Source organism: Streptomyces sp. NPDC059009 (assembly GCF_042740175.1).
GTDB lineage: Bacteria > Actinomycetota > Actinomycetes > Streptomycetales > Streptomycetaceae > Streptomyces.
On the sequence record NZ_JBHYJB010000007.1, the window covers coordinates 149,336 to 166,496 of the forward strand.

Annotated in this window: 16 protein-coding genes and 1 pseudogene; 8 read left to right on the forward strand and 9 right to left on the reverse strand. The window is 72.7% G+C overall.

Annotated features, from left to right (window positions below; all coding sequences use genetic code 11):
* Positions 1–21 precede the first annotated feature (21 nt).
* On the forward strand, positions 22–990 hold the full coding sequence (locus ACFWYM_RS09370; RefSeq protein WP_384832505.1) for a LysR family transcriptional regulator: 969 nt from the start codon (positions 22–24) through the stop codon (positions 988–990).
* A 24-nt stretch (positions 991–1,014) separates the two neighbouring features.
* Here ACFWYM_RS09370 and mltG read toward each other — a convergent pair whose 3' ends face one another.
* From mltG to ACFWYM_RS09385, 3 genes are all read right to left on the reverse strand, one after another.
* The gene (mltG, locus tag ACFWYM_RS09375) at positions 1,015–1,827 is read right to left on the reverse strand and encodes an endolytic transglycosylase MltG (RefSeq protein WP_384832508.1); all 813 of its coding nucleotides are present in this window, start codon (positions 1,825–1,827) and stop codon (positions 1,015–1,017) included.
* A gap of 43 nt (positions 1,828–1,870) precedes the next feature.
* Positions 1,871–3,670 (reverse strand): ABC transporter ATP-binding protein, encoded by a 1,800-nt coding sequence (locus tag ACFWYM_RS09380; RefSeq protein WP_384832511.1) that lies wholly within the window; start codon positions 3,668–3,670, stop codon positions 1,871–1,873.
* 107 nt (positions 3,671–3,777) lie between these two features.
* Positions 3,778–4,725 carry a MarR family transcriptional regulator gene (locus tag ACFWYM_RS09385; RefSeq protein ID WP_384832514.1) on the reverse strand — a complete coding sequence of 316 codons (948 nt, stop codon included), beginning with the start codon at positions 4,723–4,725 and terminating at the stop codon, positions 3,778–3,780.
* 237 nt (positions 4,726–4,962) lie between these two features.
* On the opposite strand from ACFWYM_RS09385, the gene ACFWYM_RS09390 reads away from it, so the two are divergent.
* The 3 genes from ACFWYM_RS09390 to ACFWYM_RS09400 all read left to right on the forward strand — a co-directional run bounded on the left by ACFWYM_RS09390 (position 4,963) and on the right by ACFWYM_RS09400 (position 7,894).
* Positions 4,963–5,892: an ABC transporter ATP-binding protein gene (locus ACFWYM_RS09390; RefSeq protein ID WP_384832517.1), complete on the forward strand. Its 930-nt coding sequence runs from the start codon at positions 4,963–4,965 to the stop codon at positions 5,890–5,892.
* A 68-nt stretch (positions 5,893–5,960) separates the two neighbouring features.
* Positions 5,961–6,791 (forward strand): ABC transporter permease, encoded by an 831-nt coding sequence (locus ACFWYM_RS09395; protein ID WP_384832737.1) that lies wholly within the window; start codon positions 5,961–5,963, stop codon positions 6,789–6,791.
* A gap of 80 nt (positions 6,792–6,871) precedes the next feature.
* Entirely contained in the window at positions 6,872–7,894 is a 1,023-nt protein-coding gene (locus ACFWYM_RS09400) for a Ppx/GppA family phosphatase (RefSeq protein WP_384832520.1), read from the forward strand.
* Here the strand turns inward: ACFWYM_RS09400 and ACFWYM_RS09405 are convergent.
* From ACFWYM_RS09405 to ACFWYM_RS09420, 4 genes and pseudogenes are all read right to left on the reverse strand, one after another.
* Positions 7,809–9,223: pseudogene (locus ACFWYM_RS09405) on the reverse strand (FtsW/RodA/SpoVE family cell cycle protein). The gene ACFWYM_RS09400 and the pseudogene ACFWYM_RS09405 sit on opposite strands and share 86 nt — an antisense overlap.
* A complete protein-coding gene (locus ACFWYM_RS09410; RefSeq protein WP_384832523.1) occupies positions 9,211–10,410 on the reverse strand; it encodes an LCP family protein in 1,200 nt (399 codons plus the stop codon). Before ACFWYM_RS09410 ends, ACFWYM_RS09405 begins: the two are co-directional and overlap by 13 nt.
* 110 nt (positions 10,411–10,520) lie before the next feature.
* A complete protein-coding gene (locus ACFWYM_RS09415) occupies positions 10,521–11,978 on the reverse strand; it encodes an ATP-binding protein (protein WP_384832525.1) in 1,458 nt (485 codons plus the stop codon).
* Entirely contained in the window at positions 11,968–12,645 is a 678-nt protein-coding gene (locus ACFWYM_RS09420) for a response regulator transcription factor (protein WP_384832528.1), read from the reverse strand. Before ACFWYM_RS09420 ends, ACFWYM_RS09415 begins: the two co-directional genes overlap by 11 nt.
* Positions 12,646–12,823: 178 nt before the next feature.
* On the opposite strand from ACFWYM_RS09420, the gene ACFWYM_RS09425 reads away from it, so the two are divergent.
* From ACFWYM_RS09425 to ACFWYM_RS09435, 3 genes are all read left to right on the forward strand, one after another.
* A complete protein-coding gene (locus ACFWYM_RS09425; RefSeq protein ID WP_384832530.1) occupies positions 12,824–13,060 on the forward strand; it encodes a hypothetical protein in 237 nt (78 codons plus the stop codon).
* A 2-nt stretch (positions 13,061–13,062) separates the two neighbouring features.
* A complete protein-coding gene (locus tag ACFWYM_RS09430; RefSeq protein ID WP_384832533.1) occupies positions 13,063–13,974 on the forward strand; it encodes an endonuclease/exonuclease/phosphatase family protein in 912 nt (303 codons plus the stop codon).
* A 323-nt stretch (positions 13,975–14,297) separates the two neighbouring features.
* Complete coding sequence (locus tag ACFWYM_RS09435) at positions 14,298–14,735, forward strand: two-component system response regulator (RefSeq protein ID WP_384832536.1); 438 nt, start codon at positions 14,298–14,300, stop codon at positions 14,733–14,735.
* Here ACFWYM_RS09435 and ACFWYM_RS09440 read toward each other — a convergent pair.
* Positions 14,725–15,591, reverse strand: coding sequence for a LysR family transcriptional regulator (locus ACFWYM_RS09440; protein ID WP_384832538.1), 867 nt, complete (start codon positions 15,589–15,591; stop codon positions 14,725–14,727). The genes ACFWYM_RS09435 and ACFWYM_RS09440 overlap by 11 nt on opposite strands.
* Before the next feature lie 124 nt (positions 15,592–15,715).
* On the opposite strand from ACFWYM_RS09440, the gene ACFWYM_RS09445 reads away from it, so the two are divergent.
* A complete protein-coding gene (locus ACFWYM_RS09445; protein ID WP_384832541.1) occupies positions 15,716–16,315 on the forward strand; it encodes a short chain dehydrogenase in 600 nt (199 codons plus the stop codon).
* Positions 16,316–16,464: 149 nt separating this feature from the next.
* Here ACFWYM_RS09445 and ACFWYM_RS09450 read toward each other — a convergent pair whose 3' ends face one another.
* A complete protein-coding gene (locus tag ACFWYM_RS09450) occupies positions 16,465–17,109 on the reverse strand; it encodes a carboxymuconolactone decarboxylase family protein (protein WP_384832544.1) in 645 nt (214 codons plus the stop codon).
* Positions 17,110–17,161: the final 52 nt, after the last annotated feature.

Below are 17,161 nucleotides of genomic sequence, written 5' to 3' on the forward strand. Positions count from 1 at the left end.
AGGTCCAGTTAATCTCTCTGCATGGAACCGGTAAGGAATTCCTTCACTGTCGACCTGCGCCGCCTGGGGGTGCTGCGCGAGCTGGACCGGCGCGGCAGCCTGGCCCGCACGGCCGAGGCACTGCATCTGACGCCGTCGGCCGTGTCCCAGCAACTCGCGGCGCTGGCGCGGGAGGTGGGGGTTCCGCTGATCGAGCGGCAGGGGCGCGGGGTGCGGCTGACCGGACAGGCCAGGGTCCTGCTCGAGCACGCCGCCGCGCTGGCCGCGCAGTGGGAGCGGGCGCGTGCGGACCTCGCCGCGTGGGAGGAGGGCGGCCGGGGCACGGTGACCATCGGGGCGTTCTCCAGCGCGATCACCGGGCTGCTGCCGCCCGCGCTCGGACTGCTCACCGCGCACCGTCCGGACGTGACCGTCTCGGTCGTGGAGGCCGAGCCGCCCGACCTGTTCACGCGCCTGGACGGCGGCGACGTCGACCTCGCCGTGGCGGTGGACTTCGCCGCCGCCCCGCCGCACACCGACCGCCGCTACACCCGCGTCGACCTGCTGGCCGACGTCCTGGACCTGGCGCTGCCCGCCTCCCATCCGCTCGCGGACCGCGCCCGCGTGCCGCTGCGGGAGCTGGCCGCCGACCCCTGGATCGTCGGGGACGCGCGCAGTTGCTGCGGGGCGATCACCCGTTCCCTGTGTGCGGCGAACGGTTTCACGCCCGACATCCGCCACCCCGTGGGCGACTGGGCCTCGGTCGCCGCCCTCGTCGGGGCGGGCCTCGGGGTGGCGCTCGTGCCCCGGCTCGTGCGGCCGCCGCAGCGCCCGGGCCTCGTCCTGCGCGCCCCGGTGGGTCGGCCCCCGGTGCGGCACGTCTTCGCCGCCGTGCGCGCCGGGTCCGAGAACGACCCGGTGCTCGCGGCGGTCCTGACGCGGCTGCGGGAGGCGGCCGCACAGGTGACGGCGCAGACCGAGGACACCGAGAACGCCGGGGACACCGAGTAACCCCGACGCCCCCCAACAGCCGGACTAGGTCTGCTTGTTGAACTCGGCGACGTTCTTCTGGTGTTCGGCCAGGCTCGACGTGAAGCGGGTGTCGCCCGGCTTCACCGTCACGAAGTACAGCCAGTTTCCCGCCGTGGGGCCTGCGGCCGCCTTCATCGCCGCGTCGCCCGGGTTGGAGATCGGGGTGGGCGGCAGGCCCATGCGCGCGTACGTGTTGTACGGGCTGCTGATCTTCGTGTCGCGGTCGGTGGTCTTCAACGTGCTGCGGTTCAGGGCGTAGTTGATGGTCGAGTCCATCTGGAGCGGCATGCCCTGGTCGAGGCGGTTGTAGATGACGCGGGAGACCTTGCCCATGTCCGCCTTGGTGCCTGCCTCGGCCTCGATCATGCTCGCGATGGTGACGGTCTGGTAGACGTTCACCGCGTTCCGGTCGGCGCCCGCCGCGACCTGGTTGCCGCCGAACCGCTTGTTGGCGGTGTTCACCATGTAGGTGAGGACGGAGGCGGGGGTCGACTGGGAGCTGATCGGATACGTGGCGGGGAAGAGGTAGCCCTCGGGGTTGCCGCCCGCGTCGCCGGGCAGCTTCAGGTCCGCGTCGGGGACGGCCTTCTTGGTGGAGCCCGCGGGCAGGTCGAGGGCCTGGTCGATGGCCGCGTAGACCTGGCCGGAGCGCCAGCCCTCGGGGATGGTCAGGGACTCGGCGCGATGGTGGTCGTCCGGGAGCAGCAGCGGGACGGCCACGGCACAGGCCGCCACGGCGGCCCCCGTCGCGATCAGGGCGATCCGGCCCCGGCGCGTGAGCCGGATCCTGCCCCGGCGCGGAGTGTTGGTCTGCATGCGGGCACGGTAACGCGCCGAAGGGGACAAACCCGGCATATCTTCATGTCGCGGGCTCCAGTTGGGCGTCTCGGCGGACGAGGGCCGCATAGCGCCCGTCGCGCTCCAGGAGCTCTTCGTGGGTGCCGCGTTCGGCGGCGCGGCCGGAGTTGAGGACCACTATCTGGTCGGCGCCGCGCACCGTGGAGAGGCGGTGGGCGATGGTGAGGGTGGTGCGGTCGGCGGAGAGGGCGTCGATGGCTTCCTGGACCGCGTGTTCGGTGCGGGTGTCCAGGGCGCTGGTCGCCTCGTCCAGGATCAGCACGGGCGGGTCGCGCAGGATGGTGCGGGCGATGGCCAGGCGCTGCTTCTCGCCGCCGGAGAAGCGGTGGCCCCGCTCCCCCACGACCGTGTCGTAGCCGTCGGGCAGGGACGCTATGTGCTCGTGGATCTGCGCCGCCTTCGCGGCCGTGTGCAGCTCCTCGTCCGTGGCGTCGGGCTTGGCGAAGCGGAGGTTCTCGGCGACCGAGGCGTGGAAGAGGTAGGTCTCCTGGGAGACCACGCCTATCGCGCGGGCGAGGGTGTCGAAGTCCAGGTCGCGCACGTCGACCCCGTCGAGCGTGACGCGGCCGCCCGTGACGTCGTACAGGCGGGGCACGAGGTAGCTGAGGGTGGACTTGCCGGAGCCGGTGGGGCCGACCACGGCGAGGCTGCCGCCGGCGGGCACGGTGAGGTCGATGCCGTCGAGGACGGGGCCGCTCGTCCCGTCGTAAGCGAACTGGACGTTCTCGAAACGCACTTCGCCCTTGACGGTGTCGAGGCGCACGGGTTCGGCGCGCTCGACGATGTCGATCGGCAGGTCCAGGTACTCGAAGATGCGCTGGAAGAGGGCGAGCGAGGTCTGGATCTGCACTCCGGTGGAGAGCAGGCTCACCGTGGGCCGGAACAGGCCCTGCTGCAGCGAGACGAAGGCGACCAGGGTACCGATGGAGACCGTGGGGCCGCCCAGCTGGAAGGCGATGCCCGCGGCCCAGTAGATGACGGCGGGCATGGCGGCCATGACGATCGTGATGACGGCCATGCGCCACCGCCCGGCCATGTTCGAGCGGACCTCGAGGTCGACGAGGCGCTCGGACTCGTCGGCGAAGGCGTGCGTGAGGGAGTCGGCGCGCCCCATGGTGCGGCCGAGGAGGATGCCGCTGACCGACAGCGATTCGGTGACCGTCGCCGCCATCGCCGCCATCTGCTTCTGCCGCTGCGTGGCGATCTTCTTGCGCTCGCGCCCGACCTTGCGGCTGATCCACACGAAGACCGGGAGCAGGAGCAGCGAGACGACGGTCAGGCGCCAGTCGAGGGCGAGCATCGCGACGATCGTGGCGATGACGCTCGTGAGGTTCGAGACCAGCGAGGTGGCGGTGGAGGTGACCGTCGCCTGCATGCCGCCGATGTCGTTGGCGATGCGCGACTGGACCTCACCGGTGCGGGTGCGCGTGAAGAAGGCGAGCGACATGCGCTGCAGGCGGCCGTAGACCGCGGTGCGCAGGTCGTGCATGACGCGCTGCCCGACGGTCGTGGAGATGAGCGTCTGCAGCACGCCGAAGACGCTGGTGACGACCGCGCTGAGGATCATCCCGAGCGCGAGCAGGCTCAGCAGCCCGGTGCGCCCCTGCGGGATCGCGGTGTCGAGGATCTCCTTGAGCAGGAAGGGCGTCGCGACCGAGACGAGCGAGGCGGCGCAGACGAGGAGGCCGACGAGGGCGAGGCGGCCGCGGTAGGGCCGGAACAGACGCAGGATGCGGCGCAGCTGCCTGGGCTGCTCCGCGTCCTGGGGCGGGGGTGTCCACGTGGGTTGTTCGGGATGCATGGGCTCCTACGGGAGGCGAGGCGAGGATGACTTTGAGAGCATAGCTCATTGTTACCTATGCTCACAATGAATAGGGTCCTCGAAATATTCCTGCGCCATCCGTACGGTCACCCCGCCGCCGAGAGGGCCGCGCGCTGCCGGTCGGTGAGCCGGGCGGCCCGGGCCGCCACCGCGTAGGCCCCGGACGGCGCGCGGTGCAGGGCGAGCGGATCGGCCAGGTCCGGGTGGGCGGCGGCGGTGTCCAGAGCGGCGGTGACGCGGTCGGCCGGCCAGCCGAGGGCGGCGGCCAGTTGCTCCGGGGTGCGGGGCGCGCCCGCGTGGACGAGGGCCGCGAGCACGGTCAACGCGCTGTCCCCGGCGGCGACATCGGTCGGGCCGCTGTCCATGTCGTCGCTGAGGCGCGTGAAGAAGAGACCCATGTCGTCGAGGCGGGCCCCGGCGGGGGTGGACGTGTCGAGGAGCCGGGCTCCCCTGCGCGCGGCGTCCGCCCACCTCTCGGTCGAGTGGGCGCTGGTCGTCCATGCCTTCTGCCAGACGTCGTCGTCCAGGCGGTACGTCTCGCGCCGGTGCCGCGGCTCGCGCTCGCGCCGGACCAGTGCGAGCGCTTCGAGGTAGCCGATGGCCTTGGACACCGAGGCGGGGCTGACCCGCAGGCGCTGGACGAGTTCGGCGGAGGTGAGGCTGCCGGAGTCGGCGGTGAAGAGGGAGGAGAGGACGCGGGCCGCCATGCGGGGCACTCCGGTCTGCACCATCAGGGCCGCGAACTCCTCGGTGAACGCCCGCACTTGGTCCGGGTCGCGGCCGTCCGCGTCGTCCGCGGAGGTGGTGGCGGCGGTGGTGGCGGTGGCCGTGCGGGGCCAGCGGGCGCGGCGTCCGGTGGCGTACTGGGCGTGGTCCGCCCGGTAGCGCTCGGGCCCGCCGTTGCGCGCCACTTCACGGCTGACGGTCGAGGTGGGACGGCCGAGCCGCCGGGCGATCTCGGCGTAGCCGGTCCCCTGTGCCAGCCATCCGGCGATGCGGTGGCGGTCCTCCTGGGTCAGCCTGCTGCCGGGCATCGGCGCTCGCCTCCTCGGTGCGGTTCGTCGTGGCGGCCCAGTGTGCGTTCATCCGCAGTGCATTGCAACGATGATCTTCGACAGCCGTTGCATTAAGCGGCAGCGGGATTGCAATTTTCGGCCCCTAATTCCCGCTTGAATCGGGGCAATTGACCTCCACCTTCGTTGTCGGCTTGTGAAACGCAACGTAGCCTTCGCGGCTGTCTGAACGATGGGCACAGCGAAGGAAGGTGAACCATGGCGGTGAGCGAGCAGATCGCGCTCGACGTCGAAGGGCTGCGCATGCGGTACGGCGCGCACGACGTGCTGCGCGATGTGACGTTCCAGGTGCGGCACGGCGAGGTGCTCGCCCTGCTCGGGCCGAACGGGGCGGGGAAATCCACGACGGTCGAGATCCTCGAGGGCTTCCGGATGCGCTCGGCCGGGCGGGCCGAGGTCCTCGGCTCGGACCCCGCGCACGGCACCGAGGCGTGGCGGGCCCGGATCGGCGTCGTCCTGCAGTCCTGGCGGGATCACGGCAAGTGGCGGGTGCGCGAGCTGCTCGCGCATCTGGGCTCCTGGTACGCGTGCCACTCCACGGCGTCGGCCCAACGCCCTTGGGACGCGGACGAGTTGATCGCGGCGGTCGGGCTGAGCGAGCACGCGGACCGGAAGGTCAGGACGCTCTCCGGCGGCCAGCGCCGCCGCCTCGACGTGGCGATCGGCCTGGTGGGCCGCCCTGAACTGCTGTTCCTGGACGAACCCACGGCCGGACTCGACCCGCAGGCGCGGCGCGAGTTCCACGGCCTCGTGCAGGGCCTGGCCGCGGAGCGGACGACCACGGTCCTGCTCACCACGCACGATCTCCACGAGGCCGAGAAGCTCGCCGACCGCATCGTGATCCTGAGCGGCGGCCGCATCGTCGCGGACGGCACGGCACAGGAGCTCGCCCGGCGGATCACCGGAGCGGACGAGGTCCGCTGGACGCTCGACGGACAGCAGTTCGCGCGGACGACGAGCCGGTCCACCCGCTTCGTCCACGACCTGTTCCAGCAGTACGGCACGTCCGTCAGCGACCTCGAAGTGCGCAGGTCGTCCCTGGAGGACACCTATCTCGCTCTGGTCCGGGAGGCGGAATCCGCCCCGGGGGAAGGGGAATTGCGCCCCCTGCCGGAGGTGACCCGGTGAGGCCGAAGACGTCGGTGACACGGTCGAGCCCCGTCCGCCCGACGAGGACCCCCAGGCCGGCCACCGTCATGCTGCGCGCCGGGCTCTCCCGCGGCGTGATCGAGCTCCGCCAATCGTTCACCAACGGCGGCGACCTGTGGAACCACCTCTTCTGGCCGGTCCTCATGCTGGGTGTCACGTTCTATCTGCGGGACGAGACCTTCGGGGAGAGCGGCCTGCTGCTCGGTACGCTGGCGCTGCCCGGCATCCTCGGCATGAACGTGGCGGTCGGCATGATCGTCATGAGTCAACACCTCACCGCGGACCGCGAGGACGGCACCCTGCTGCGCGTGAAGGCCACCCCGAACGGCATGCCCGGCTATCTCCTCGGCAAGATCGTCACCGTCTCCGGCAGCCTGATCGCCGATCTCGCGATCTTCCTGGTCCCCGGCATGCTGCTGGTGGACGGCCTCGCGGTCACCGGAGCGGATGCCTGGCTGACCCTCCTGTGGGTCCTCGCCCTCGGGCTGCTCGCGGCCCTGCCCGTCGGCGCGGTCCTCGGCTCGGCCTTCACCAGCGTGCGCGCCCAGGGCCTGCTCACGCTGCCGACGCTCGCCCTGATCGGGATCTCCGGGATCTTCTATCCGCTGACGTCGCTCCCCGAGTGGCTCCAGTGGACCGCCCAGGTCTTCCCGTTCTACTGGCTCGGCCTCGGCATGCGCTCCGCGCTGCTGCCGCACCGTGCCGTCACCGTTGAGATCGGCGACTCCTGGCGGCACTTGGAGACCGTCGGGGTGCTCGGCGCGTGGGCGGTGCTCGGCCTCGCGGTGGCCCCGATCGTGCTCCGCCGCATGGCCCGGCACGAGTCCGGGTCACGGGTGGCACAGCGCCGTGAGCGCGCGCTGCAGCGCGTGGGCTAGGACGTGTCCGGCGGATCCGGCCCCGGCCTCCGGTGGCCGGGGGCCGCGTGACGCGCGTCAACTACGGGTACGCACGTGCCATGCGGATGAGTGTCGTGGACGTCGGATCCCATACGGTGCGCCTGGCCATCGCCGACACGGAGGCCGGTGCGCCCCTGCCGGTGCACACGGCGAAGCGGCGCCTGCGCCTCGCCCAACTCGTGGAGGGGGACGGCCGCATCCGGGGCCGGAACATCGACAAGGTGGTCCGGGCGGTCGCCGACGCCCGCCAGGAAGCCCTGGACCGGGGCGCGGACGAGCCGTTCGCCTTCGCCACCGCGATCGTGCGCGACGCCCCCAACCGCGAACAGGTCCTCGACGCGGTGCACACGCAAACCGGCGTACGGCTGCGGGTGCTGCCCGGCGAACTGGAGGCCGGGCTCACCTTCCTGGCCGCACGGCGCTGGATGGGCTGGCGCACCGGACCGCTCCTCGTGCTCGACATCGGCGGCGGCTCCCTGGAGGTCGCGTTCGGGCGGGGCCGCGTCCCGGACTTCGCCCTCTCCCTGCCGCTGGGCGCGCGACGTCTGACGCGCGACCACCTCAAGGGCGAGGATCCCCCGGACCTCGCCGCCCTGAAGGCCCTGCGGCGGGTGATCCGGCACGAGCTGCGGGACGTCGCCGCCCGGGTCCGCTGGGAGGCCCCGCACACGGCCGCCGCCACCTCGCGCACCTTCGGCCAGCTGGCCCGCCTCTGCGGCGCGGCACCGGGGCGTCAAGGCCCCTTCGTACAGCGGGAGTTGCCGCGCAGGGAACTGCGCCAGGCGATCGACCGCCTCGCCGAGCTCCCGGCCCAGGAGCGCGCTCAGCTCCCGGGCATCTCCGCGCCCCGTGCGGCACAGGCCCTGGCCGGGGCGCTGGTCGGGCACACCGCGATGAAGCTGATGGGCATCGACCGGCTGACCGTCTGCCCCTGGGCCGTACGGGAGGGGATCCTGCTGCGGCACATCGAGGAGGGCGGCGCATGGTGGGACGCGCTCAGCCTCCCGCCCGCACAGGTTCCCCAAGGGGCCTTTCCCGGTGAGGAGTCGGTGCGGCAGCTGCGCCTTGCTCCTCGCCCGTAGGCTCGGCCTGCGGTCTGCGGGCCTCGTGGCTGATGACCAGGAGGATCGCGACGATCAGCCAGTTGGCGACCATGGAGGAACCTCCCTGGGCCAGGAACGGCAGCGCCTTGCCGGTGAACGGCATCAGGCCGGTCACTCCCGCCGTGATGATGAAGACCTGGAGCGCGAGGACCACGGACAGGCCCGCGGCGATCAGCTTGCCGAAGGGGTGGGCGCAGGCCATCGCCGTGCGCAGCCCGCGCGCGACGAGCAGCGTGTAGAGGAGCAGCACCGCCACCATCCCGGCGAGACCGAGCTCCTCGCGACCGTGGTGAGGATGAAGTCGGTGCGCCCGGCGAAGCCGATGAGCTCCGGGTGCCCCTGGCCGAGGCCGGTGCCCGTGACGCCGCCGCTGCCGAAGCCGAACAGGGCCTTCGCGGCCTGGTCCGAGACCAGGCCCGGCGGGCGCTGGTCGGGCGGCAGATAGATGTCGAAGGGGTGCAGCCAGGCGAGGATGCGGCCCCGCACATGCGGTTCGGCCGCGCCGACGGCGGCGGCCCCCACCACGGCCATGGCGGTGCCGCACGCCACCCAACTGGTGCGCTCGGTGGCGATGTAGAGCATCGAGACGAAGACGCCGAAGAAGAGCAGCGACGTGCCCAGGTCGCGTTCGAAGACCAGGACCAGCAGGCTCAGCAGCCACACCGTGAGGATCGGGCCGATCTGTCGTCCGTGCGGCAGCGTGACGCCGAGCACGCGGCGCCCGGTGAGGGCCAGCGCGTCCCGGTGCAGCACCAGGAACCCGGCGAAGAAGACCACCACGGCGATCTTCGCGAACTCGCCCGGCTGGAAGGAGAACGGGCCGAGATAGACCCACCGCTTGGCGCCGTAGGTGTCGCCGGGGAAGAAGGCCGGCGCCATGAGCAGGGCGAGACCCGCCGCCATGGTGACGTAGAGATAGCGCTGCAGTCGGCGGTAGTTGCGCAGCAGGGCCAGGACCGCGATGACGGCGGCCAGCGCGAGGACGGTCCACACGAGCTGGCCGGTGCTCGCGGGTGGCGCGTCGAAGCGGGCCGCGTAGGCCGCGTCAAGCCGGTTGATCAGGAGCAGCCCGAGTCCGGTGAGGAGGAAGGCGAGCGGCAGGATGAGCGGGTCGGCGTACGGCGTGAATCTGCGGACCGCGAGGTGCACGGCGCCGGCGAGGCAGACCTGCGAGAGGCAGAAGCGGGCCAGGTGCTGCGGGAGTTCGCCCGTCATGGCGAGGCTCGACTCCGTGTAGCCGTAGACGACGACCACGAGGGCCAGCGCGAGCAGGAGCGCTTCGGTGCGCCGGGCGTTCAGTTCACGCACGGGACACCGCCGCCGTCGATCTTCTGTTCATCGCTGTGCGACGGGGACGGGGAGCTCTTCGACCCGTCCTTCGACCCGTCCTTCGACCCGTGCGGCGCCTTCTTCTCCTTCTCCGCCTGCCCCGACGTCTCCTCCTGCACGCGCCGCCGCACCAGGTCGCGGTCGACGATGTTGACGTCCTCGCCGTGGTGCTTGGCGAAGCGCTCCACGGGCAGGGTGGTGAACTCCACCTTGCCGCCGGAGAGGTTCTCGGCCTGCTTGACGAAGGAGAGCACGCCCCAGCCCTTGTCGAGGACGACGTTGTCCTTGACGACGTTCTTGAGGTCGAGGAGCCGGGCCGGGTTGGTCAGGGTGCCGAGGCTGTTGACCTGGTGCAGGGCCGAGGCGAGGAACGCCTGCTGGCGGCGGGTGCGGTCCAGGTCGCCGCGGGGCAGACCGTGCCGCTGGCGTACGAAGGCCAGTGCCTGCCGGCCGTCGAGCTTCTGCTTGCCCGCCGGGAAGTCGGCGCCCGAGTAGCGGTCCTTGACCGGCTTGTTGAGGCACACCTCGACGCCGTCGAGCGCGCCGGCCAGGTGGTAGAAGCCCGCGAGACTGACCTCGGCGAAGTGGTCGATGGGCACCCCGAGGAAGGCCCGCACCGTCTGGATCTGCGCCCGGCGCCCGGCCTCCCGGCCGCTGTTCTCCAGCTCGCTCCGGTCGGTGACGCCCTTGCCGCGCAGGCGCTCCTCCTCCGCCGCCTTCGCGAGGCCGTACGCCTTCTTGATCTTGTCCTTGCCGAAGCCGGGGATGTCGACGAGGTCGTCGCGCGGGATGGAGAAGCCCTTGGCCTTGCCGCCCCCGGCCGGGACGTGCAGCAGGATCAGGGTGTTGGCGTTGTAGCCGCCGATGTCGGAGCTGCCTGCGTGGAGCTTGTCCAGGACGTTGTCGGGAAGGTCCTCGCCGTTCTGGTCCTTCCTGGTGTCCAGGCCCATGAGCAGGATGTTCGTGGAGCCGTTCGTCGACTTGGGGGCGTCGTCGCCGAGCGCGGACGAGGACCCGATGCTGTCGACCTCGCGATACAGGTACCAGGCAGCCGTGCCGCCGCAGACCACGAGGGCCAGGGTGAGGATCAGCAGCGTGCGCCCGAGCCGGAACCGGCGGGCGCGGCGTCGTGGACGGTGGGGGCGGGCGGCTCGGTGCTGGGGCATGGCGACGATCCTGGGCACCGCATCCTGAAGGCAACCTGAGGAAACGGAAGCGGGCTTCAGGTAGGGGCGAGTTCAGTCGCCGGTGCCGCCGGGCCGACGGCCCGCCCAGCTCACGTGGATCCGGTGTCCCCTGGCGCCGAGCCCATCGCGGGCAGGCGCAGCACCAGCCGCGCACCCCGTGCGCCGGGCTCGACGCCCAGCGTCCCCCCATGAGCCCGCGCGATCTCCCGCGCGATGGCCAGGCCCAGTCCGGTGCCGCCGCTGTCGCGGTTGCGGTCCGCGTCGAGCCGGGTGAAGCGGTCGAAGACCTGCTCCGCCGCCTCGGGCGGGATGCCCGGTCCGTCGTCGGCCACCTCGAGCACCGCGGTGCCGGTCGCCGGGTCCGTCACGGCGGTGATGCGCACCTCGGAGTCCGCGAACCGCTCCGCGTTGTCCAGCAGGTTCGCCAGGAGCCGCTCCAGCCGGCCCCGGTCCGCCCGTACGGGTACGGGCTCCGCGGCCGTCAGGGTCAGCGGTACGCGGGGCGCGCGGCGCCGGGCGATCTCCTCGGCGGCGAGCAGGGACAGGTCGACGTGGTGCGCGACCGGTGGCTGGTGCGCGTCGAGGCGGGCGAGCAGCAGGAGGTCGGCGGCGATGCGCTCCAGGCGCAGGGTGCTGTCGAGGGACTGCCGCAGGGCGGCCGCCTGGTCGTCGGGGGCGGTCAGGAGGGCGAGTTCGAGTTCGGCGCGGGCCGTGGCGATGGGGTTGCGCAGTTCGTGCGAGGCGTCGGCGACGAACTGCCGCTGGCGGGTGACCGAGTCTTCCAGGCGCTCCAGGGTGTCGTTGACGGTGCGGGCGAGGCGGGTGATCTCGTCCTGGCCGCCCGGGGCGGGCACCCGGTGGCTGAGCCGGTCCGCGCTGACGGCCGCCAGTTCGCCGCGGATCGACTCGACGGGTCGCAGCGCCGCACCGGTCACGGACCAGGCGATGCCGCCGGTGAGCAGCACCACGAGCGGCCCGCCGACCAGGAGCGTGAGGCCGAGGGCCCGTTCCGCGTCGGCCACGGAGTTGAGCTGGGTGAGGGCGTAGACGTAGCGGTCGCCCTGCGGCGAGGGGGTGCGGACGACGGCGATCACGCTGCGGTGGCCGGCCAGCGCCGCGTCGGCGGAGAACTCCCGTACGTCGGAGTCGTCCCCGGCGTCGGGGCGGAAGTGCGCGAGGCGCTGCGCGCGGGCGGCGGGGTCGGGGGCGGTGCTGCCGAGCGGGCGGCCCCGGTCGTCCAGGACGAGCACGGAGTCGACGCCGCCGTCGGGCTCCGGCAGGTCGGCGTGCAGCCGTTGTGGATCGGCGGTGATCATCGCCGCCGCCTGCCGGGCGGCGAGTTCGGTGCGGTCGGCGACGTTGTCGAGGAGGTTGTTCCGCAGCGTGAGGTAGAGCCAGCCGCCGCCCGCGGCGAGGGCGATCACCATCGTCACGACGGCTGCCGCGGTGGACCGGGCCCGCAGCGTGCGGGGCATCCGGGGACGCAGGGAGCGCAGGCGGCGCAGCACGCGCGACCGTCGTGAGGTGGCGCGGCTCTCAGGGGGCATCGGGAGCCAGCCGATAGCCCACGCCTCGTACGGTGCGGATGGTGTGCCGCCCGAAGGGGGCGTCGAGCTTCTTGCGCAGCGAACTGATGTAGACCTCGACGATGTTGGGGTCGACGTCGGCGGGCGAGTCCCAGACCTCGTCGAGGATGTGCTGCTTGGCGACCGCGCCGCCGTCCGCGCCCATCAGACAGCCGAGCACGTCGAGCTCGCGCGCCGTCAGCTCCACGGTCTGCTCGCCGCGTTTGCACAGCCGGGCGACGACGTCCAGGGTCAGGTCGCCGACCTGCAGCGTCGGGGGCCGCTCCCGGCCCGCGCGGCGGCCGAGGGCGCGCAGCCGGGCCAGCAGGACGACGAGCGAGAAGGGCTTGGTCAGATAGTCGTCGGCGCCCGCGTCGAGGCCGTCGGCCTCCTCGTACTCGCCGTCCTTGGCGGTGAGCATGAGGACGAGGGCGGGCTCGTCCAGGCCGCGCAGGCGCCGACAGACGTCCAGTCCGTTGATGCCGGGCAGCATCAGGTCGAGCACGATCACGTCGTATCCCCCGGTCAGGGCGAGCTCGAGTCCTGCGTGTCCGTCATGGGCGACGTCCACCCAGTGGCCGTCCGAGGAGATGGCCCTGCGCAGGGTGTCGGCGAGCGGCCGCTCGTCTTCGATGACCAGGATCTTCACGGGTCAAATATCACATACGTAGCGAATTGGCCCGCTTCCGCCCTCCCCCTTCTCTGCTTCTCCGCGCTCGCCGCTTCCCTCCCTGAAGTCGGATTCAGGTGCCTCAGATTCCCTTCAGCGGGGCGCCGCCAGGGTGGAGGGGCAGAGCAGCACGAGACCCAGGTCGCAGGAGGAAGCGATGACCACGCGTGAGACCACACGGACCACCCTGACGCTGGCCGGACTGTCGGCGGCCCTGCTGACCGTCGTCGCCGCGGCCTCGATCGCCACGGCCTCGCCGGATCGGGCCCCCTTCATCAGCGGCGCGCTGCTCGGGATCTCCTTCGCCTCGGTCGGCTTCGGCCTGGCGGGCTGGGGCTTTGCCCGACGGCGTACGGACGGGGGGCGGCCCTGCGACGGAGAGCGCCCGTTCTGAGCATGGGCGCCCTCGTCCCCGCCGGGCTGCTCGCCGCCCTGCTGGCCTTCCCCGGCATCGTCCCCGACACCCCCGGCCACCTCGGCAGCCTGACGGAGACCGCGCTGCCGTGGCTCGGCCTCGCCGTCCCGTTCCTCCTGCTGCGGGCGGCCCTGCGTCGCTCCCCCACGCAGGTCGCCGCCGCGCTGGTGCCCGCCGTGGTCTGGGCCGCCGTCTTCGGCCCGGGGCTCTTCGGCCAACAGCACCCGGAGCGGGCCCAGTTCCACGTCCTGACCCTCAACGTCGGGGGTGAGCGCACCACTCCGGGGGACGTCGCCCGCGAGGTGATCGCGGCTGACGCCGACGTCGTGGCACTGGAGAAGGTGCCGACCGGAGCCGTCAAGGAGTACGAGCGGCGCCTCGCCGCCGCCTATCCGCACCACGCGACGGCCAACACCCTTGGCCTGTGGTCGCGTTACCCGCTGCACGACGTCGAACCGCTCGACCTGGGCGGTGCCTGGCCGCACGCGATCCGGGCCGTCGCCCGCACTCCCGGCGGCGACACGGCGCTGTACGCGGTGCGGCTGCCGTCCGTCCGCGTGACCGCGCGGCAGGGGTTCGCCGTCGCGGACCGGGACGCGAGCGCGGCCGCGCTGCGCGACCGCGTGGCCCACGACCCCGCCGCGCGCCTGGTGCTGCTCGGTGATCTCAACGGCAGTCTGCGCGACCGCGGGCTCGCGCCCCTGACGCGCGAGTTGAGCCCCGTGCGCGACCAGGCGGGCCGGGGGCCCGGCTTCACCTGGCCCGCCGCGTTCCCGCTGGTCCGCATCGACCACGTGCTCGTACGGGGCCTGACGGCGACCGACGTCACGGTCCGCCCCGACCTCGGCAGCGACCACCGCCCGGTCCTCGCCGGGCTGCGCGGCGACGGCTGAAACCACCGTGGGGGTCGCGCGAGGAAGCGATGGAGGGGAGCCTCGCTCCCTCGCGCTCTCGACGGTCGCCGTCGTCCGCGTCGCGCGGCGGCGGCCGTCCCTATCGGGGTGACCGCGCTCCCGCCCGGAGAGGGGTCAACCTCCTGTGAAGGTACCCTCGTTCGCCCTCCGTGCCCCCTCCCGGGACGAGATGTCCCGTGCATTTATGCACTCGGTTCTTCGCGTGTCGCCCCGCCTGCTTGCCCGCGCCCCCTTCGGCGCAGCAGGATTCTCCAACTCCGCATGGACATACGCCGGTTACTCACAGGAGGGGGCCCGACCGCATGCCGCCATCCGACTTGAAGGTCCTCATCGTCGATGACCACACGGACACCCTGTTCGCGATCGAGAGCGCCCTCAGCCCTCTCGGCTACGAGCTGAAGTCCGTCACCACCGGCGACGACGCCCTCAAGGAGATACTGCGCGACCAGGTCGGGGTCGTCCTGCTCGACGTGCGGCTGCCCGGCACCAGCGGCCTGGACGTGGTGCGGTACATGCGGCGCCTGGAGCAGACGCAGCGCATTCCCATCCTGCTGCTGACCGGCTTCGGCATGGGCCGCGACCTGTCCGCCGCCGCCTTCATGCTCGGCGTGGCCGACATCGTCCTCAAGCCGGTCGACCCGTGGGCGCTGCGGACCAAGGTGCGCTACCTCTACGAGAGCTATCGGCACGCGCGCGGCGTGCAACGGGAGCTCGACGCCCTCCGGGCCGTCAGGGGCTGACCACGTCCCGGACCGCCGCGAGGAAGTCCTCGGTCCGCGGATGGGTGGGGTGCGCGGGCCGGGCCAGGTACACGGTGGCGGCGGGGGCGTCGGCGACCGGGACGAACCGGACGCCGGGGTGGCCGTGGCTCTCCGCTGTGCCCGCCGCGCCCACACCGAACGCGCCGCCGATGGCGATGAGGTTCAGCCACTCGTCCACGTTGCCCACCTCGACCGTGCGGGCCGGGCGCTGCTCCGCGGGCCACAGGCCGGTCGAGGCGGTGCCGGTGTCCGGCCACAGCGCCAGCGGCAGCTCCGGCCCGGCGGTGAGCTCGGCGAGCGTCACCCGGTCGCGGTCCGCGAGCGGATGGTCGTCGGGCAGGGCGGCGACCCGGTCCTCGGTGTAGAGGCCCTCGGTGCGGATGCGCGGGTCGGCGGGGACGGTGCGGAGCACCGCCACGTCCGTGTCCCCGGTGGCGAGCCCCGCGGTGCTGTTGTCCTGCCGGACCACCTCCAGCTCGATGTCCGGGTGGGTGCGCCGCCACGAGCGCAGCAGCGGGACGGTCTGCTGCCCGAGCACCGCGCAGGTGTAGCCGAGGCGCAGCGGACGGGAGACGGTGCGGGTGTCGGCGAGGGCCGCGTCCAGGTGGGCGAGGATGGCCCGCCCGTGCCCGAGCAGCGTGGCCCCTGCGGGGGTGAGGGCCAGATGCCGCGACGACCGGTCGACGAGCCGGACGCCGACGCGCGCCTCCAGCTGGGCGAGCGTGCGGGAGAGGGCGGGCTGCGTCATGTGCAGCCGGTCCGCGGCGGCGGTGACGGTGCCCGCGGCGGCCACCGCGTCCAGGGCCCTGAGATGGCGCAGCTCCACATCATCCATGCCTACGGAGCATAGTCCCTGCCCAGACGGCATTTCCGGGCGCGGTCCCGGGTCCGTAGCGTCGATGACGCCCGGGGACTTCCCCGGGTCCGAAGACGCATGAGACGAACGGCGGGTGTGTGGGATGAGGATTCTTCTGGTCGGCGCGGGCGGCACGCTGGGCAGCGCGGTGCACAAGGCGCTCACGGAGTGCGGGCACGAGGTGATCGGGGTGGGCCGCACGGGCGGCGACCTGGTGGCCGACGTCTCCGACCCGGCAGCGGTGTCGCGCCTGTACGCGCAGGCGGGTCCGCTGGACGCGGTGGCGGTCGCGGCGGGCGACGCCGTGTTCCGCCCGCTGTCCGAGCTGACCGCCGACGACTTCGCGGCGACGTTCCGCGGCAAGGCGCTCAGCCAGCTGGAGCTGGTCCGCCAGGGCGCCGCCCACGTGGCCCCGACGGGCTCGTTCACGCTGATCAGCGGCGTCCTCACCGAGGAGCCGATCGTGGCCGGGGCGGCGGCTTCGGCGGCGAACGGCGCGGTCGAGGCGTTCGTACGGGCCGCCGCGATCGAGCTCCCGCCGCAGCGGATCAACGCGGTCAGCCCGACGGTGACCGAGGAGTCCCTGCCCGCGTACGGGCCGTTCTTCGTCGGCATGGAGCCGGTCCCCGCGGCCCGCGTCGCGACGGCGTACGTCCGCTCGGTCGAGGGCGCGCAGACGGGCGAGGTGTACCGGGTCCGATAGGACCTGTCCGGCGGATCTTGCCGCGGTCGCGAGCTGTTCCACGCCGATCTGCGGCGTTGTCGTCGGTTGCCAACTCGCCGCGCGATGCGGGCCTTTCGGCTCCGGCACCGTCATGTGACGCCGGCTACGGCGCCGTCCTGTGACGGGGACTACGGCGTCAGCCACGTCACGCCCGCCACCCTGTCGCCGTCGATCCGGAGGTGGAGCACTCGTGCGGGCACCCGTGAGGGCACCCGCGTGGGCGCTCCACCTTCCTCCGCCTTTTCTGTCACTTCCGCCTCTTCCGCCTCTTCGGCGGTGAACACGACGACGACCTCGTCCGGGCCGACCGCCACCACCTTCGCCCCGTCCGCGGCGATACCCTCGGCCTCGAGGTGCGCGAGGGCGACCTCGCGCGGGGCGGGCGGCGGCGGGAGTGGTACGTCCGCGCCCCGGAAGGCGGCCTCGATCGTGGGGAGCGCCGAGACGGCGCGGGGGAAGCCGGCGAACGCCGCGGTCTCCAGCAGGACTTCGGCGATCTCGCCGGGCGCGAGCCCCGCCGCGAGACCCGTGCGCAGGTGTACGGCCAGCGGCCGCTCGTACATGCCGGAGGCGAGGATCGCGGCCAGGGCGGCGGCCTCGCGCATCCGGGGGTCGAGGGCGGGCCGGTGGTGCAGATGCCCGTAGACCGCGCCCACGGCCATCTCGCCGAGCGCGGGCGCGGCCCGCATGATCGCGTCGAGCTGCTCCTTGCCGCCGGGAATCAGCCCGGCGAAGGTGTCCCGGCCCCGCTCGTGCAGCTCCTCGAATCCCATCCGGCCATCGTTCAAGGCCAAGGCCGGACCGGCAAGACGAGCGGGCGGCGCG

Coding starts and splice junctions, on each gene's coding strand:
- ACFWYM_RS09370 (WP_384832505.1), top strand. CDS start 22: ATGGAACCGGTAAGGAATTCCTTCACTGTCGACCTGCGCCGCCTGGGG.
- mltG (WP_384832508.1), bottom strand. CDS start 1,827: ATGCAGACCAACACTCCGCGCCGGGGCAGGATCCGGCTCACGCGCCGG.
- ACFWYM_RS09380 (WP_384832511.1), bottom strand. CDS start 3,670: ATGCATCCCGAACAACCCACGTGGACACCCCCGCCCCAGGACGCGGAG.
- ACFWYM_RS09385 (WP_384832514.1), bottom strand. CDS start 4,725: ATGCCCGGCAGCAGGCTGACCCAGGAGGACCGCCACCGCATCGCCGGA.
- ACFWYM_RS09390 (WP_384832517.1), top strand. CDS start 4,963: ATGGCGGTGAGCGAGCAGATCGCGCTCGACGTCGAAGGGCTGCGCATG.
- ACFWYM_RS09395 (WP_384832737.1), top strand. CDS start 5,961: ATGCTGCGCGCCGGGCTCTCCCGCGGCGTGATCGAGCTCCGCCAATCG.
- ACFWYM_RS09400 (WP_384832520.1), top strand. CDS start 6,872: ATGCGGATGAGTGTCGTGGACGTCGGATCCCATACGGTGCGCCTGGCC.
- ACFWYM_RS09410 (WP_384832523.1), bottom strand. CDS start 10,410: ATGCCCCAGCACCGAGCCGCCCGCCCCCACCGTCCACGACGCCGCGCC.
- ACFWYM_RS09415 (WP_384832525.1), bottom strand. CDS start 11,978: ATGCCCCCTGAGAGCCGCGCCACCTCACGACGGTCGCGCGTGCTGCGC.
- ACFWYM_RS09425 (WP_384832530.1), top strand. CDS start 12,824: ATGACCACGCGTGAGACCACACGGACCACCCTGACGCTGGCCGGACTG.
- ACFWYM_RS09430 (WP_384832533.1), top strand. CDS start 13,063: ATGGGCGCCCTCGTCCCCGCCGGGCTGCTCGCCGCCCTGCTGGCCTTC.
- ACFWYM_RS09435 (WP_384832536.1), top strand. CDS start 14,298: ATGCCGCCATCCGACTTGAAGGTCCTCATCGTCGATGACCACACGGAC.
- ACFWYM_RS09440 (WP_384832538.1), bottom strand. CDS start 15,591: ATGGATGATGTGGAGCTGCGCCATCTCAGGGCCCTGGACGCGGTGGCC.
- ACFWYM_RS09445 (WP_384832541.1), top strand. CDS start 15,716: ATGAGGATTCTTCTGGTCGGCGCGGGCGGCACGCTGGGCAGCGCGGTG.
- ACFWYM_RS09450 (WP_384832544.1), bottom strand. CDS start 17,109: ATGGGATTCGAGGAGCTGCACGAGCGGGGCCGGGACACCTTCGCCGGG.